This is a genomic window from Gilliamella sp. B14384G10, assembly GCF_016101685.1.
Classification (GTDB): Bacteria; Pseudomonadota; Gammaproteobacteria; order Enterobacterales; family Orbaceae; genus Gilliamella; species Gilliamella apis_A.
Map to the genome: position 1 here is coordinate 723689 of NZ_JACFQA010000002.1, position 18870 is coordinate 742558.

At 33.9% G+C, this 18870-nt stretch carries 12 protein-coding genes and 1 pseudogene; 11 read left to right on the plus strand and 2 right to left on the minus strand.

The window, feature by feature from the left end:
• Positions 1-58: 58 nt before the first annotated feature.
• The 8 genes from H3T54_RS07555 (at position 59) to H3T54_RS07590 (ending at position 10861) form a co-directional block, all read left to right on the plus strand.
• A complete protein-coding gene (locus H3T54_RS07555; protein WP_110448264.1) occupies positions 59-1312 on the plus strand; it encodes a nucleoside permease in 1254 nt (417 codons plus the stop codon).
• 335 nt (positions 1313-1647) lie between these two features.
• Positions 1648-2817 carry an adenosine deaminase gene (add, locus tag H3T54_RS07560; RefSeq protein WP_198221813.1) on the plus strand — a complete coding sequence of 390 codons (1170 nt, stop codon included), beginning with the start codon at positions 1648-1650 and terminating at the stop codon, positions 2815-2817.
• A gap of 26 nt (positions 2818-2843) precedes the next feature.
• Positions 2844-4820 carry a bifunctional 2',3'-cyclic-nucleotide 2'-phosphodiesterase/3'-nucleotidase gene (locus tag H3T54_RS07565; RefSeq protein ID WP_198221815.1) on the plus strand — a complete coding sequence of 659 codons (1977 nt, stop codon included), beginning with the start codon at positions 2844-2846 and terminating at the stop codon, positions 4818-4820.
• A gap of 109 nt (positions 4821-4929) precedes the next feature.
• Positions 4930-5175 (plus strand): hypothetical protein, encoded by a 246-nt coding sequence (locus tag H3T54_RS07570; protein WP_232351538.1) that lies wholly within the window; start codon positions 4930-4932, stop codon positions 5173-5175.
• Between the two features lie 150 nt (positions 5176-5325).
• A complete protein-coding gene (locus H3T54_RS07575) occupies positions 5326-6627 on the plus strand; it encodes a pyrimidine-nucleoside phosphorylase (protein ID WP_198221817.1) in 1302 nt (433 codons plus the stop codon).
• Between the two features lie 29 nt (positions 6628-6656).
• Positions 6657-8342 (plus strand): bifunctional UDP-sugar hydrolase/5'-nucleotidase UshA, encoded by a 1686-nt coding sequence (gene ushA, locus H3T54_RS07580; protein WP_198221819.1) that lies wholly within the window; start codon positions 6657-6659, stop codon positions 8340-8342.
• Between the two features lie 130 nt (positions 8343-8472).
• On the plus strand, positions 8473-10020 hold the full coding sequence (locus H3T54_RS07585; RefSeq protein WP_198221821.1) for a YjjI family glycine radical enzyme: 1548 nt from the start codon (positions 8473-8475) through the stop codon (positions 10018-10020).
• Complete coding sequence (locus H3T54_RS07590; RefSeq protein ID WP_198199197.1) at positions 9995-10861, plus strand: YjjW family glycine radical enzyme activase; 867 nt, start codon at positions 9995-9997, stop codon at positions 10859-10861. Before H3T54_RS07585 ends, H3T54_RS07590 begins: the two co-directional genes overlap by 26 nt.
• A gap of 209 nt (positions 10862-11070) precedes the next feature.
• Here H3T54_RS07590 and H3T54_RS07595 read toward each other — a convergent pair whose 3' ends face one another.
• A complete protein-coding gene (locus H3T54_RS07595; RefSeq protein WP_198221823.1) occupies positions 11071-12558 on the minus strand; it encodes a hypothetical protein in 1488 nt (495 codons plus the stop codon).
• 641 nt (positions 12559-13199) lie between these two features.
• A pseudogene (locus H3T54_RS07600) lies at positions 13200-15365 on the minus strand (Tex family protein); the annotation flags it as partial.
• Positions 15366-15409: 44 nt separating this feature from the next.
• On the opposite strand from H3T54_RS07600, the gene greB reads away from it, so the two are divergent.
• From greB to H3T54_RS07615, 3 genes are all read left to right on the plus strand, one after another.
• Complete coding sequence (greB, locus tag H3T54_RS07605; protein ID WP_198221827.1) at positions 15410-15892, plus strand: transcription elongation factor GreB; 483 nt, start codon at positions 15410-15412, stop codon at positions 15890-15892.
• Positions 15893-15987: 95 nt separating this feature from the next.
• On the plus strand, positions 15988-17088 hold the full coding sequence (locus H3T54_RS07610) for a YcbX family protein (RefSeq protein WP_198221829.1): 1101 nt from the start codon (positions 15988-15990) through the stop codon (positions 17086-17088).
• A 65-nt stretch (positions 17089-17153) separates the two neighbouring features.
• Entirely contained in the window at positions 17154-18821 is a 1668-nt protein-coding gene (locus tag H3T54_RS07615) for a tetratricopeptide repeat protein (protein WP_198221831.1), read from the plus strand.
• Positions 18822-18870: the final 49 nt, after the last annotated feature.

Sequence of the window (18870 nt, forward strand, 5' to 3'; positions counted from 1 at the left end):
TTTATTCATTAATTTTTATCTAATAGGTTAGAAAGATCTCATTTAATAAGGAATCGAAATGAATACCAAGCTACAACTGAAAGTTATATTATTCTTACAATTTTTTATCTGGGGGAGTTGGCTAATTACCTTAGGCTCCTATATGATGATTAAATTAAAATTTACTGGTATTGAAGTTGGCGCCGTATATGGCACCATGGGTATTGCTTCAGTATTTATGCCTAGTCTGCTTGGTATCGTAGCTGATAGATGGATACCTGCTAATCGCTTATATGTGTTATGCCATTTGGTTGGCGCAGTAACCTTATTTATCGCTGCATCTATCACATCGCCATTTTTAATGATGATTGTGATGCTTATCCATTGCCTTGCATTTATGCCAACTATTGCCATTTCTAATTCAATTTCTTACTCTTGTTTAGAATCACAAGGACTAGACGTTATCGAACAGTTCCCTGCTATTCGAATCTTCGGCACTATCGGCTTTATCGTAGCAATGTGGATGGTTAGTTTTATGCAGTTAGAACTCAGTAATATGCAACTTTATATTGCAGCTGGTAGTTCAGTTTTATTAAGTCTCTATTCATTAACCTTACCTTTAATTGAAGTTGCAAAAAATGATGGCAAAGAAAAGTCTATTGTAAGTTCATTAGGTTTAGATGCATTTGTATTATTAAAACAACCTAGATTGGCTATCTTCTTTTTATTTGCTGTATTATTAGGTGGGATTTTACAAATTACTAATACTTTTGGTAATCCGTTTCTTCATGACTTCGACAAAGTACCAGAATATGCTGATAGCTTAGTGGTTAAATTCCCATCAGTGTTATTATCTATTTCACAAATTTCGGAAGTTGTATTTATCTTATTTGTACCATTTTTTATGAAAAAACTTGGTATTAAATATGTCATGTTAATCAGTATGCTGGCATGGGTTGCTCGTTTTGGTTTATTTGCTTATGGCGATCCATCACCATTCGGCTTTGTGCTGTTACTGTTATCGATGATCGTTTATGGTTGTGCCTTTGATTTCTATAATATTTCTGGCTCAATGTATGTTGAAAAAACAGTATCACCTAACATCCGTAACAGTGCTCAAGGTTTATTTATGACAATGACTAACGGTATTGGTGCTTATTTAGGTTCAATGATTAGTGGTATTGTTGTTGATCACTATACTTCAGAAGCGGGTATTGATTGGCATAATGTATGGCTTGTCTTTGCAGGTTATTCATTAGTGCTTGCAATTATTTTTGTTTTCATTTTCCAAAATGATACCGCTCAGCAAAAAACAGAAACCATTAGCAGTTAACTAAAATAAAATTCAAGTCAAAGAACCTTCTTTGACTTGAAATATTCAATTAATATTATAGTAAATAGTTGAATCAGATTATTCGTTAATAACTTGATAACATCAACAATTAGGCAACCGTTAAATAGTTGCCTAATTCTTAACTAGGCTAAAATGTTACCAGCCTCACAGAAATTTGATAAGTCACACAAAATGTATGGAAAATAAGTGTCTTATCAAGGTAGAATAAAACGCTTGTAAATAGGGCTTCAATTCGGCTTTTATTACTTAAATCAATTACCGAAATATGACTATTACAAGTGCCCTATAAGCATAATTGAACAGATTAGAACTAGATGAATAAACAAATAATCCCAAAAGTTATACTTCATGAGCATGTAGAAGGCAGTATTACTCCCTTTATGGCTAAAAAACTAGCCGATAAAAATCATTTACCTTTTCCTGATTCATTGTGTTATCAAATCGGCGATTATAATGAGATCGAGTATAAAAATGGTCGATATAATTATGATGAATCTGACTTTGTTTCATTTATCCAAACCTATGATACTGTTTCTAACTTTGTTAAAAGTCCTGACGATTATTACCTAATTACCTATGACTTTTTAAGTAGAAATGCTAAACAAGGGTTAATTTATTGCGAATTATTTTTGTCACCTTATCATATTTGTGCAACAGAAAACCAAGGTAAAGTTGTTTGGGATCAAGCAAGATTTCAACAAACACTAAATCAAATGGATAAAGCAATCATAGATGTTCAAAAAGAGCATAATATAACCGTACGATATCATGTTATTGGTGTACGCCATCTTGGCGCCGATGTAGTATACGATACATTGCAATTTATCGAAAATAATCCGCATCCATTTATTACTGGATTTAATATTGCAGGTAATGAAAAAGCTGGGCATTTTGATGATTTTGAAAAAGCTCATCAACTTGCTGAAAAATTAAATTTAAAAAAATCCTACCATGCAGGTGAAATTGATTCGGCTGAAAGTATTATTCAAGCCTTAAAACATGGTGCAAATCGAATCGGACACGGTATCGCGGCAATTGAAGATGATAGCTTGATTAAACAATTAGTTGATAATGAAATCACGTTAGAAATAGCTCTTACCAGTAATCGTATTTTAGTCAATAATTTACATGGTGATATTCATAATCACCCAATTCGACAACTTTATGATAAAGGGGTAAGAATTACCCTTAATACCGATGATGCTGGTATTTTTGGTACCGATATCGAAAAAGAGTATCAGCTAGCCGAGCAAGCGTTTCATTTTTCACGTTTGGAATTATTTGATATTACCCTTTGTGGAATTGATGCCGCATTCGTTGAGTCTAACGAAAAATCACGTTTACTCAAGGAGGTTCTATCTTGTTTTAACGACAATGATAAGCAATCTTTACAACAAGCAATTAATGCTAAGCAGTATCATCCGGCTATTATTGCCAGATTAAAAAAATACCAAGATTTATTATTACAACATGTTAATGGATAACCATATCAGAAAAATAGGAAATAAATATGAATAAAACTCGATTATCCCTAAGCCTACTGACCCTATTAATTTCTGGAACACTGCAAGCTGCAACGGTTGATTTAAGAATTATTGAAACGACTGATCTGCACGGCAATATGATGAATTACGATTATTTTAAAGATCAGTATATTGATACCTTTGGTTTAGCTAAAACAGCCAATTTAATTCATCAAGCGAGGGAAGAGGTAAAAAATAGCGTATTAGTTGATAATGGTGATCTGATTCAAGGCAGTCCAATGGCTGACTATGCGCTTAATAAAGGACTAAATAAAGGTGATATTCATCCAGTTTACAAAGCCCTTAATACCCTTGATTATGTTGTTGGTAATATTGGTAATCATGAATTTAATTTTGGTTTGGATTTTTTACAAAAAAGTCTAGCAGGGGCAAATTTTCCTTATGTTAATGCCAATGTTTATGATGCAAAGAGCAATAAGCCTTTCTTTAAGCAATATATTATTTTAGATAAAAAAGTGGTTGATAGAGAGGGTAAGCAACACTCTATAAAAATTGGTTATATTGGGTTTGTACCACCACAAATTATGCAATGGGATAAACTTAATTTGGAAGGTAAAGTGATAGTTAAAGATATCACTGAAACCGCCAAAAAATTAGTACCAGAAATGAAAGAGCAAGGCGCTGATATCATCGTTGCTATTCCTCACTCCGGTGTTTCTGCGGAACCTTATAAAGCATTAGCTGAAAACTCTGTTTATTATTTAACTCAAGTTGAAGGTATTAATGCCATTATGTTTGGCCATTCTCATGGCGTATTCCCAAGTGAGGATTTTAAATCGCTACCTAATACCGATATTAATACCGGAAATATTAACAATATTCCTGCAGTGATGCCCGGACAATGGGGAAGCCATTTAGGGGTAGTCGATTTAGTGATTGAGGGAGACAAATCTAACTGGAAAGTAGTTTCTGGTAAATCACAAGCCCGCCCTATCTTCGATAGTAAAAATAAAAAAGCACTAGTTGATGCAGATAAAAATATAACCAAGGTATTAAAAGATGATCATGAAGGTACCCGTGAATTTGTTGGTAAGCCAATTGGTAAGGTATCAACGGATATCAATAGTTATTTAGCCTTAATCGAAGATACATCTGCTTTACAGATTATTAGCGATGCCCAAATTGATTATGTAAAACAATTTGTTCAAGGTGATCCTGATCTAGATGGGTTACCAATTTTATCGGCTATTGCACCATTTAAAGCTGGCGGTCGCAAAAATGATCCTACAGCTTATGTTGATGTGAAAAAAGGTGATTTATCATTTAGGAATGCAGCCGATATCTATCTTTATCCTAATATTTTATCTGCCGTAAAAATTACTGGAAAAGAGGTTAAAGAGTGGTTGGAATGTTCGGCTGGTGTTTATAATCAAATTGACATCAATTCCTCAAAACCACAATATTTGATTAATTGGGATAAATTTAGAACTTATAATTTTGATACTATCGATGGCGTAAGTTATGAAATTGATATCACTAAACCAGCACGTTACGATGGTAGTTGTCAATTAATTAATCCTGAATCAGAACGTATTATAAACTTAACCTATCAACAAAAAACAATTGATCCAAATCAAGCATTTTTAATTGCTACTAACAACTATCGTGCTTATACCGGTGCATTCCCTGGTACAGGTGGTAAAAATGTTAAATTTAATTCACCGGATGATTTAAGAGTTATTCTTTCAGCTTACATTACTAATTACACTAAAAAACAGGGACAAGTTGATGTAACTGTTGATAATAACTGGCGAATTGCACCAATTACCAGCCAAACTAAATTGGATATTCGTTTCGAATCATCACCAACTGATGAAGCTAAAACCTATATCGAAACATATTCATTGTATCCAACTAAGTTTGTTGAAAAAGATAATTTAGGCTTTGGTGTCTATCAACTTAATTTACAAGCACCAATAAATTTACAATCTAAAAAACAATAACATCTTGATGATGACAAGGATTATGACTATGCAAATTGAATAATTAATCGAACAAGCAAAAATAGCTCACTTTAAGGCTTATGTACCCTATCCTAAATTTCAAGTAGGTGTGGTATTAATAATCGAAGATGACGAAGCAATTTTAGGTTGTAACATTGAAAATACTTCCTATGGGATTGTTGTGACTGATTATACTAAAGAACCAATCTCAACTTATGTTGCTTGTCGTAAAATAATTATTGAGCTTTGTGCTAAAGATATGCCAGTGATTTTGATCAATATGCAAGGGAAAATCCAAGAAACCACTGTTGGTGAATTGTTGCCTTGGTGTTTTTCACAAAGTGATTTAGATTAATTTTATTGTTGAACAATATAATTTAACATATTGAAAAAGAAAAATAGCGATTGATGATAGTTAACCAAGATCAGCTCACTCATCAGTCCAAATTTTGGATGAGAAGAATATAATACTAATTTGCTTTATTAATATTAAGAGAGAAGTGTAATGAGATTTGTAGATATTATTGAAAAAAAACGTGATGGTAATGCTTTAACAACCGAAGAGATTCAATTTTTTATAACTAACTATACCAATGGTTCTATTCCTGATTATCAAGTCAGTGCCTTACTTATGGCGATTTATTATCAAGGCATGACTTCAAAAGAGTGTGCTGATTTAACTAGTGCGATGATGTATTCAGGTGATACCGTTGATCTATCATCAATTAAAGGCATTAAAGTTGATAAACATTCAACCGGTGGTGTGGGTGATACAACTACTTTAGTGTTAGCACCATTAGTTGCTGCATTAGATATTCCAGTAGCTAAAATGTCAGGTCGTGGATTAGGCCATACTGGTGGAACGACTGATAAATTTGAAACAGTACCGGGTTTTAAAATTGAATTAGATAAACAAGAATTTATTGATCAAGTTAATCAAAAAGGTGTCGCTGTTATTGGTCAATCCGGCAACCTAACCCCTGCCGATAAAAAACTTTATTCATTACGTGACGTAACAGGTACGGTTAACTCTATTCCTCTTATTGCTAGCTCAATTATGAGTAAAAAACTCGCAGCTGGTGCAGATGCTATTGTTTTAGACGTTAAAACAGGTGACGGTGCTTTAATGAAGACCATGGAAGACTCAGAAAAATTAGCTCATGAAATGGTTAATATTGGTAATCAAATTGGTCGTAGAACCATGGCGATTATCTCTGATATGTCTCAACCTTTAGGTTATGCGATTGGTAATGCGTTAGAAGTTAAAGAAGCCATAGATACATTAAACGGCCATGGTCCTGCTGATTTAACTGAACTGGTATTAACACTTGGCAGTCAAATGGTGGTGTTAGCGAATAAAGCTGAAACACTAGATGAAGCAAGAGAAAAACTACAAGAAGTGATTAAAAATGGTAAGGCCATTGAAAAATTCAAAACATTAATTGAAGCTCAAGGTGGTGATAGTTCAGTGGTTGATCATCCGGAGAAATTAGCTAATGCGCCTTACCAAATTGATCTACCAGCGCAAAAAGCAGGTTATGTATCACGCATTATTGCTGACCAAATTGGTATTGCAGCGATGCAACTGGGTGCAGGTCGAGCAACTAAAGAAGATGTTATCGATCCTGCTGTTGGTATCGTACTACATAAAAAAGTAGGTGATAAAGTTGAAGTAGGTGAAACACTGTTAACTATTCACGCAAGTAGTGATCGTATTGATACAATAAAACAAAAACTATATGACAATATTACTATTAGTGATAGCGCTGAACAGCCACAATTAATTTTTAAAGTAATTACGGAATAGCTTTAATAAATACGGATTCAGGAGACATCATGCATCGTTTAAAATTAAACAAAAAACTGTCACTACTTGTTATTTTAAGTTTGTTTTCAGTCAATTCATTCGCAGCTGTTGCTACCAAACAGTCTACGGCACCTGCTTGGGAAAAAGACAAGTCCTATTCTTTTACTATTTTACATACTAACGATCATCATGGCCGTTTTTGGCAAAATGATATTGGTGAATATGGGTTAGCAGCACAAAAAACAGTTGTTGACCAAATAAGAAAAGAAGTAGCAGAAAAAGGCGGAAAATTACTTCTGCTTTCTGGCGGAGACATTAATACTGGTGTTCCTGAATCCGATGTGTTACAAGCAAAGCCCGATTTTATTGGTATGAATGAAATTGGCTATGATGCAATGGCAGTAGGTAATCACGAATTTGATCATCCGTTAGCGATTATTCGTGAACAACAAAAATGGGCTCATTTTCCATTTTTATCAGCAAATACTTACTTCAAAAATACCGATAATCGTGTTTTTGATGCCTATAAAATATTTGATTTAAATGGTATTAAAGTTGCAGTATTTGGTTTAACTACTGATGACACTATTTTCCTTGCTTCGCCTAAAAATACCGATGGTGTTGAATTTCGTAAAACACTACCAGAAGCGGAAAAAGTCATTAGCCAAATTAAAAGCAATGAACGTCCAGATATGATTATTGCGGTTACTCATATGGGGCATTATGAAAATGGTGAGCATGGTTCAATGGCTCCAGGTGATGTTGAACTAGCCCGAGGATTAAAAGCTGGTGAATTAGATATGATCGTCGGTGGCCACTCACAAAACCCAGTATGTATGGCTAGTCCTAACAAACGTATTACCGAATATGTCCCAGGAACACCTTGTGCTCCAGATCAACAAAATGGTACGTGGATTGTTCAAGCTCATGAATGGGGGAAATATGTTGGTCGTGCTGACTTCGTATTCTTAAATGGTAAAATTAGCCTCAAAAATTATCAGTTAATTCCAATTAATTTGAAAAAAGAAGTTGATAACGGTAACGATACCAAACGTCTTGAATATTACACCAGTGAAATCGAACAGAATAAAAAACTGTTGGAAACACTAAAACCTTATCAAGAACAAGGTAAACAACAATTACTCATTAAAAGCGGTGAGTTAACCGGTCGTTTAGAGGGCGATCGTAACGTAGTTAGATATCAACAAAGTAATATGGGACAATTATTACTTAGCGCCTTTATTGAAAAGACAAATGCCGATATTGGTATTATGTCCGGAGGTATGATCCGTGACTCACTTATAGAAGGCGATATTACTTATCGTGATATTTTGAAAGTTGAACCATTTGGTAATAGTGTTGTTTACTTTGAATTAACGGGTAATGAATTAATCGATTATCTTAAGGTTGCATTAGGTAAAAAACCGGGTTCGGGTGGTTATACTCATTTAAAAAATATTAGCCTAACTAAAACTAGCGATACTATCAGCGACATTAAAATTAATAATGAACCAATTGATTTGCAAAAATCATATCGAATCGCAACATTAGACTTTTTAGCCGCTGGAGGAGATGGTTACCCTATCGTCAACAACTCGCCAACTTATGTAGATACAGGTTATCGAGATGCGGACGCAGTAAAACAATATTTTGAAGCGCATTCACCAATTAATGCAGCCGATTATCAACCGTCTAATTTTATTTTAGAAAAATAATTTCACGTTTTAAAACAGAAATATAAAAACTAATGGCACTGATAATCATAATTCTCAGTGCTAATAACTAAATGATTAGACATAAAGATTTAATCTTTGCTTTCAGCATATAGGTAATATAGAGGTATTTATGAACATGACAGAATTTCAAAAAAATTGTTACGATATAGTGACCGATGCCAATTTGTCACCCAAACAAAAAGCGAACCTTCTCGCATTAGCCGCAGAAAATAATTTACCTTATGTTGATTTAGATAGTGAAACGCAAAATGCGCTCAATGAACGGGTAATTTGTGATATGTACGAAGGACATGCACCGTATAAACCTCGTTATGTGTTACCTGATTATGCAAAATTTCTTAAACAAGGATCTGAATACTTAGAACTCGAACCAGCAAAAACCTTTGATGATGCATTAAATATGCTCACTATTGCTTATCATCACGTACCTTCGGTCACTGGTATGCCGGTTTATTTAGGCTGTTTAGATCAAGTGTTACTTCCTTATGTTGGTGATTTGACAGAAGAAGAACTTTATCCACGATTAAAGCGTTTTTGGATTATGCTGGATCGCAATCTTCCTGATGCATTTATGCATGCCAATATTGGGCCAACCGATAATGTGATCTGTCGGGTTATTTTACGTGTTGATCGCGAACTTAAACAAGTTGCCCCTAATTTAACTTTTATTTATGATGAAGATATCACACCAGAATCTTTACTAAATACCGCAATTGGAAACATTTGTGAAACAGCAAAACCACATATTGCTAATAATATGATGATTAAAAAAGATTTTGATGAAAAAGGTTATGGTGTTGTGAGTTGTTATAACTCTCTTCCTGTGGCTGGTGGTGGTAGCACTTTATCAAGAATCAATTTAAAAGAGGTTGCGTTAAAAAGTAGAAGTATCACCGACTTTTTACAAAATACTTTACCTTATTATTGTCAATTGCAATTAAATTTGATCAAAGCAAGATCGGAATTCCTTTATGAAAAATCTAATTTCTTCCAAAATAGTTTTTTAGTGAAGGAAGGATTAATTGACGCTACCCGATTTGCACCAATGTTCGGTATTTATGCCATGGCTGAAGCAGTCAATATTTTACAAGAAAAATCTAACTTAACCGGACGTTATGGTGTTGACGAAGATGCGAATGAATTGGCAACAACCATTTCTAAACAGCTAGCTGACTTTATTGACAGCCATACAATTAAGCATGCTTGGAAAGGTAAAGCAATGTTACATGCTCAATCTGGCATCAGTTCAGATAGAGGCGCTACGCCAGGTTTACGTATTCCTTATGGTCATGAACCAGATCCAGTAACCCATATTATGGCATTATTCAAACACCATAAGTATTATACCTCTGGCATTAGTGATATTTTAACCATTGATGAAACGATTAAAAATAACCCATTAGCCTTAGTACAGATTTGTAAGGCGGCATTTAAATTTGGTTTTCGTGAATTTACCGCTAATATCAGTGGCAATGATCTGGTCCGTGTAACTGGCTATATGGTGAGATTGTCAGATATCAAAAAATATAAACAAGAAGGTTCACGAATTAATACCACATTTTTAGGTAGTGAAGCAGCCGAAGATACCGATAACAATAGTTACTTATGCCGAACACCTCGAGTAATTAGTCATGAACAAGTCATGGGCAATCGTTAATAAACTTTTACCCTTTTCTTGTGTTGACGGACCGGGAAACCGGTTAGTCATTTTTTTACAAGGTTGTAATTTTAAATGTTTAAATTGCCATAATCCTTACACCATTTCACGGTGTAAGAATTGTGGTGATTGCGTTACTACCTGTCCACATCAAGCATTAACATTTATCAATAACAAAGTGATTTGGCAATCTTCAAATTGCCAGCAATGTGATACCTGTATTAATACTTGTAGTTATCAATCCACACCAATGACCTATAACTACAATGTTGAAGATATTCTACTCGAAATTCGTAAATACTTACCTTTTCTAAATGGCATTACAATTAGCGGTGGTGAAGCGACATTACAATTACCTTTTATTGAAAAATTATTTCGAGTAATTAAACAAGCAGATGATTTAAAACACCTGACTTGTTTTATTGATAGTAATGGTTACTTAGCTGAAACTGGCTGGCAAAAAGTTGAAAAGGTTATGGACGGTGCGATGATCGATCTAAAAGCTTGGGATACTCAAGTTCATAAAAAACTCACAGGTCGGGATAATGATCGCGTCAAACAGACCATTGAATATCTAGCCAAAATAGAAAAACTATATGAAGTCAGATTTTTAGTGATTCCCGAGCATACTGATTTGCAAAACAGTGCTAAACAACTTGCTAATTTTCTAATAACACTCAATCCAGAAATTAAAGTCAGAATAAATGCATTCCACAATCACGGCGTACATGGCGTAGCCAAAACATGGCCATTGGCAACACAACAGCAAATCGAATCTTTTGCTGCTGAATTAAAACATTATGGATTGCAGAATATTACTTTGCCGAGTGTTTATTTATAATATCTTTATAGTCACATTAATTATAAGGTCGGATTATTTACAGGTACTTGCTAACCGGTAATTGTGATGGTAGTCATATTGCAAATGCAAAAATAATTATCTTTAATCAATACGAAACGACTGATAAGCATAATTATCCTTCCTGACAAAATAAACTTGCTGAAAGTTGGTAATATTTTTTACCAACTTTAGCAAATCATCAATTTTAATTAATATTTGGTACACATTGTATAGGCATTATCTGGTTCGACAATGACATTACCCTCAGAATTTCCTACACTATAGCGATGGATAAATCCATCGGAGTCAACCACAGAAGTCAATTCATTGGTGAAATAAAAATCATAATTAAATAATTTTTCGTAATCAGAATCACTGATACCAGCCATCATATCGCGCAAGTCACCATTTATTGGCGCATAATAGAAAATTTTACCCCACTCTCCCATTAAACTATTGCCAATAGCACGTTTATATCCATTTCCTTGGAGATACCATTCGGTATTAGTGTTATTATCATAAGCAAGAGGTGAATTAGTTAGTTCTGCTCGCGTTGGTAAGCGGTCACCACTGTTTCGGCATAAGGTTTCCGCATTATTGAAAGAGATGAAGCCAAGATTGCCTTTATGTACATAAAACCAATGTTGTATCGAGAATTGATAGAAGAAGGTTGCGTTTGTTTGCGTGTTGGTAAGTTGAATTACAAATTTATCTCCTTTACTAGGAACATTATTAGTAAAGATAAATTCACTTTTTGAGTCTGCAACCGAACTGCGTGGTACATTTTTTAGGGATGAATTTGGATTTTTAAGTATTTTGTATGTATATTGTGATATCGAATTAACTGGCACAATTCTGAAGCGAGCATATGGAAATGCAGTGCTTGGGAAATGATTACCGGAAGCATCAACAGCCGAGGCTATAAAACCAGTACCTTTAACAAATTGATTTGGATCATAAGGATCGGCTCGATTAACAACGTTACTCCCCCACCATGCATTATTATTGCCTTCCGGCCAGCCAGTTGGATAAAGGGTGTTAACTGCTAAAACGCCAGGTCTTATAAAACAAATACCATCGTTAGCTTTTACGGTAAATATTTTGGAAACTTCTTTAGGCTGAGATTCAGTTGGAACACCATACTGAGTTTTAGCAGAAATACTAAAAGTAAGTTTTAGTGTTGAATCACCTTTATAAGTAGCTGAATTACAAATATTACTACCTAATGGAGCTGTTGAATCAGAAGAAATTATATTATTTTTACTATCACGCCATTCAGCTGTTACACTATCCACTTTAAAATTTTTGCTACTTCCCAAATAATCACCATCAACATCAATAATATCATCATCGTTCATGGCTGAAAAATCAACATCAAATGAATACATGCTGGGTGAGGTATCATAGGCAACAGATATTTCATTAGACGAACCTGGGGTAATAACTAGAGGAGCATTATTTGGTACCTGCAATTTTAGTTGAATACCATTAAGCGCTTTTGTACTACCTGACATTTTAATTTCAGGAGCATTACCATGAATATACATTTGCGTAGTCACGGATAATGATAAAATTGCAAATAGATTATTGGAAAAAATCAATAACATTAATAGCAATAATCTCTTTTTGAAAAATAATTTCAAAAAAATTTTTTTTAAAACAACAGTACAATTATTCATCGCTACTCCTCTACTCATAAACTTCTCCGCCTATTCGAATAAGATTATTGATTTGAAGCATTAGTGAATTAACAATTTTTATAAGTTGTTCAAAAATTGTTACCCGTTAATATCAGAGCTAAGACAATTAAAATCGTTATTTTTCTAACAGAAATTCATCCATATCTAATATACGGCTCGAACAAAATAATTTGACTACAACAATTTGTTTGTTGTTTAAGACTTAAATCGTAACATCCTAAATTTTAAAACTTGTAAAATAAGAACATCAGACAAAATTTGGAAAAGCTGTAAAGGTAAGACTCAATAAAGAAACTGAATTTGAAAACAGTTACTAATTAATTCAAATTTAGTAATAGTATTATTATATATGATTATACTTTGATAAGGGAATAGTAAAAAAAAATTATTTTCCGTTTATTAATACTAATTCATTGAAGAATTTAAAAGTAATGATATTAATTAAGTTATATCTCAATAATCAAAAAGGGGATAATTCCCCCTCTTTTTAATTTGATATATAATCACTTGCCTTTTTTAAATGCGGCAGCAAATGCATTACCCATAGCACTGTTAGTCAGCGTTGCAGCAGATTGATTTTTATTAGATACCTTATTGTTAGCCGATCTGCTACTATCTTGTTTCGGCGTAGCTGTATCATCTAAACGCATTGATAAAGCAATACGTTTTCGGGCAATATCAACTTCTATTACTTTCACTTTAACAATATCGCCTGCTTTTACAATGCTTCGCGGATCATCAACAAATCGATCTGATAATGCTGAAATATGAACTAGACCATCTTGATGCACACCGATATCAACAAAAGCACCAAAATTTGTCACATTAGTTACAGCCCCTTCCATAACCATACCGATTTTTAGGTCTTCCATTGTTTCAATGTTATCGGCAAATTGCGCTGTTTTAAATTCAGGCCTTGGATCTCGTCCTGGTTTATCTAATTCTTTAATAATATCAGTTACTGTCGGCACACCAAAATGGCCATCAACATAATCGATAGCTTTTAGTGATTTAAGATAATTCGAATCACCTAAAATATCTTTTAAGGCTTTATGATTTTTTTCTAAAATCCTTTCAACAACAGGATAGGCCTCCGGATGAACCGCTGATGCATCAAGCGGATTTGCACCTTCCATAATTCTTAAAAAACCGGCGCATTGTTCAAAAGCTTTGGGACCTAATCGTGACACTTTTAATAATTGTTTTCTATCAGTAAATTGACCATTTTGGTTACGCCAATCGACAATATTTTGGGCGATCACTTTATTAAGGCCAGCAATACGAGCAAGTAACATCATAGAGGCTGTATTTAAGTTAACCCCTACCGCATTTACCCCATCTTCAACTACTGCATCAAGTTTTTTAGCTAATTGAGTTTGACTTACATCATGTTGATATTGACCAACACCTATCGATTTTGGATCAATTTTCACTAATTCAGCTAATGGATCTTGTAAGCGTCGAGCGATTGAAACTGCTCCCCGAATTGATACATCTAAATCAGGAAACTCTTGTGCAGCAAGTTCTGAAGCCGAATAAACAGATGCACCAGCTTCACTTACAATCACTTTTTGACCTTTTACTTCTGGATATTTCTTTTGTACATCAAGATAAAAACGTTCTGTCTCTCGTGAAGCCGTACCATTACCGATTGCGACAAGTTCAACTTTATATTTTATACATAACGCCGCAACAACCATTGCCGCTTTATCCGCCTGACCGGTGTGTGGATAAATAGTTTCGGTAGCAACTAATTTTCCTGTTCCATCAACAACAGCAATTTTAACACCGGTACGTAAACCCGGATCCATACCCATGGTAACTTTCATACCAGCCGGTGCGGCCATTAACATATCATGAAGGTTAGCCGCAAAAACGTTGATAGCTTCTTCTTCAGCTCGTTCTCGCAGCGTAGTCATAAGTTCAGTTTCCATATGCATTAAGATTTTAATGCGCCATGTCCAGTTGATCACTGCTTTTCGCCACTTATCAGCTGGCTGATCGTTGAAGCGCACACCTAAATGTTCAGTAACAATCTGCTCGCAATAACTCTCTTTAGGTGCTTCTTCAAACTGTGGATCAGCATTTAATGATAACTGTAAAAATCCTTCATTTCGACCACGGAACATCGCTAAAGCTCGATGTGATGGTACTTTGGAAATAAGTTCACTTTGGGCAAAATAATCTCTAAATTTAGCACCTTCTTCCTCTTTACCGGTAATAACTTGAGAAACAAGGTGGGCATTATTCCAAAGATAATGACGAACTTTAGCTAGTAAAGCGGCGTCTTCGGCAAAGCGCTCCATTAAAATATAACGAGCACCATCTAATGCTGATTTAGTATCAGCTACACCTTTTTCTGGATCAATATATTTTTCAGCTTCTGCTTCTGGATTGAGATCCGGGCGTTGCCATAAATCATCAGCAAGTGGTTCAAGACCTGCTTCGATTGCAATTTGCCCACGAGTACGACGTTTTGGTTTATAAGGGAGATAGAGATCTTCTAATTCGGTCTTACTAAGGGTATTGGTAATTTTTTGACTTAATTCAGAGGTTAATTTACCTTGTTCCTCAATTGATTTTAAAATCGTTTGTTTACGATCTTCAAGTTCTCGCAAATAACTTAAACGGCTATCTAAAGTACGTAACTGAGTATCATCCAGTCCTCCCGTTACCTCTTTACGATATCGAGCAATAAATGGCACGGTACTGCCATCATCTAATAATTGAATGGCAGCTAAAACTTGTTCTGGTTTTACGGTTAATTCACCCGCTATAATATGGCTTATTTGATTATTTATCATGGTATCTCTGTATATCTTGTCGATTAACGGAATTTATATTCATCATGCAAAAAGCTAATTATATAACAAGAGAAGGCTACTTGGCACTCGATCGTGAGTTGAAATATTTATGGAAAGAAGAAAGACCTAGAGTAACTCAAGCAGTATCTGATGCCGCAGCACTCGGTGATCGTAGTGAAAATGCCGAATACATTTATGGAAAAAGAAGGTTACGCGAAATTGATAGACGAGTTCGTTTTCTAACTAAACGTTTAGAGACGCTAACCATCGTTGATCCAGATCCACGTCAAGAAGGTAAGGTTTTTTTTGGCGCATGGGTAAAACTTGAAGATGAATCTGGAGAATTACATATTTATCGTATTGTTGGTGCTGATGAATTTGATCCGAAAAAAAATTGGATATCAATTAATAGTCCTGTTGCTAGAGCCTTAATAGGTCATAAAATTGATGATGAAATATCAGTTTTAACACCAAATGGTAAAACATATTATGTTATTGTTGATATCAGTTATAAAAAAATAAGATGATTAAGCAAACCAAAATAATTTACCATATTATTCTCCCACTATAAGAAATTGGCTATATAATTTTATTTAATAATAAATTTAAGTTTTTAAACATAATGATCAAAGTTAACCAACTATTTATCTATCCTATTAAATCGATGCAAGGTATAGCATTAACAGCCGCCAATAGTATTGATGGTGGTTTTGAATATGACCGTATTTTGATGATAAGTGAACCAGATGGCACCTTTATTACGGCTAGACAATATCCAGTACTTTTAAAACTTAAAACTACTTTACAAAATAATAAAATAAGGGTTTCGCTGCCAACTAACCAATCAATAACTATTGATTTTGATGAGTTTTCATTAAGCAATGAAGCCACAGAGGTCTGGGGAAATCACTTCACCTCACATATTGCACCAATAAAAGTTAATCAATTTTTTAGTCATATTCTCGAAAAAGATGTACAAATGCGCTGGATAGGCAAACAACTAACCAGAAGAACTAAACGCTACCCAGACGTACCGGTAAGTTTTGCCGATGGTTATCCCTATTTATTATTAAATCAAGCTTCATTCAATTATCTGCAACAGCAATGTCCTGAAACATTGGATATTCAGCAATTTCGTGGCAATATTATTATTGATGGTGCTCTTCCGTTTGCTGAAGATGGATGGAAAACGATTAAAATAGGCGAAGTAATTTTTGATATCGTTAAACCTTGTACCCGTTGTGTACTAACCACCTTCAATGTTAATTCGGCCAAAGCATTACCGAATAATGAACCTTTAAGAACTTTAGGTTACTTTAGAGCTGATTTAGAAGGGAAAATCGATTTTGGCATAAATATGATTGCTCGCAATCATGGCAGTGTATCTATTGGCGATAACATTGAGATACTTGAGCGGCAACCTGCTAAAAATTACATAAAAAACTTCCCTAAACAAACAACAAAAGACTCTCAACTTTGTACAATTACATTCGAAGATAAAAAAATTGTCGGTAATAATCAGCAAACAATTTTAGAACAACTCGAACAACATCATATTTCACTCCCTAATTCTTGTCGAGCTGGCGTATGTGGCCGTTGCTCAGTATTATTAAAAAAAGGAAATGTAAAATCTTTAACTCAATCAGCGGTCAAACAAAATAAACATATTCTTGCTTGTAGTTGTATACCTAAAGGGGATATCACGATAGAATTGGTAAAATGAAAATAACTTTTATTGCAGGACGTAAAATTTATTAAAATTATAAGAAAGATAAAAGGTTATCATGGATGTTTAGAAAATTATTTTTATTTATATTTCTCTGTTCGCTTTCTACAGCTGTATTTTCTTTGGATCATTATAAAATGGTGTTTGATGATATAAAGGAAGGAAAAGAAGCTAAAATTCTTAAAGAACTAAATGAAGGCAATACAACAAACCTCAGTACCCTTTCACAATTAGGTATGAATTATATCGAATTAGCGCATAATTTTAGCTTAAAAAATTGTAAAAAACTTTACAAAATTAATGAGTTGGTGTCTAGTTGGAAGGATCATTTTGTTTTGACCGAAGATATCTACTATAACGAATATGATGAGGAAAAAGAATATAATGACTCCTTATCATATAGATGTAAAAAAGTAGATTATGCAGACATAAATTATTTTATTAAACCTAAATTAGTGGATAAAGGATTATCACTAATTCGAATAGCAATCCTGAATGGTGATTTAAACGCAGTTAGATTATTAATAGATTTAAAAGATTCAGATAAAATACCATACGGTTATGTCATTAATTTAATTGAATGTTTAAAAACAGATAATGAGATAAATGTTAATCAATATGCATCATTTTTAATTGGGCAAGAGTATCTTACCTCCCCACAGATTGATCCAACAAGCGCATTGCAACAATTTGCTAATGCAACAGACATTGATGATCCATCTTTATCCTATTTTATTGCTTACGCTAAAATTGAAAAGCTAATTGAGGATTTATTAGATAATAAATACAGTTTTAGTGACGAAGATTATAAACATGAAAACAAAATAATTGATAAAGATACCTTAGAAAATATTCAAGAGAAAGCTTCTCGAGGCAATATAAAATCCCTACTTTATTTGAGCAAATATTATGTAAACGAAGTAAAGCTAAGTAAAGCTTTGATGTATTTTAATCAAGCTTGCTCACTAGCGTCTTCACGAGCATGTGAAATGTATCAGTTACAGTTCAAGCTTTCAGAAAATCGAGAATTTTACACTTTATTAGAAAAATTTGATAAAGATACACTTGATCCTGAAATAGCCATTGCCATTGCTAAATGGTGTGAATCACATCACAAGTATTTAGCTGCAATTTATTTCTATTCACATGTTGCTGATAACAATCCTCAATTATTCCTTCATATAGCTGATTTATATCCTAAAACAGAGCTTTTTACCTCCGAAAAAGATGCAGAAATATTGAAAAATTATATCAAGTACGTGAATTATGTTAAAAGTCCTAAAATCATGGAAAAGATTGCTTTCAAGTATGACGATGATTCAAATCTTGATCAAAAAATTTATTGGTTAGAAGCGGCTGCAAATGCGGGTAGTTTTTCATCTAAACAAACATTATCCGAAATGTATATGAAAGGCGATTATGTAACTCAAAATTATGACAAAGCAATTTACTGGCATCAAAGATACTGTTTCGATGAACAAGATGGATATACATGGGGAAGTTGTATTGCTTTAAATAAATTAAAACAAGATCCTCAATTACAACGTGCATTAGATAATGGTGATATGGAGGCCCAGTACAAAGTAGGTTCAATGTTTATTGAACATACAACATTGTATGAAATAGGGGTAGATTTACTTGAAAAAGCAGCCAAACAAGGTCATAGCTCAGCTGAACTGAGACTAATTTTGAATCGTAGTAAACGCAGCGATTTAAACTTTTCTCAATAATATTAAATTGAAAGTAAAATTATTTTATTAAACGGAATTGTTAAGTTAA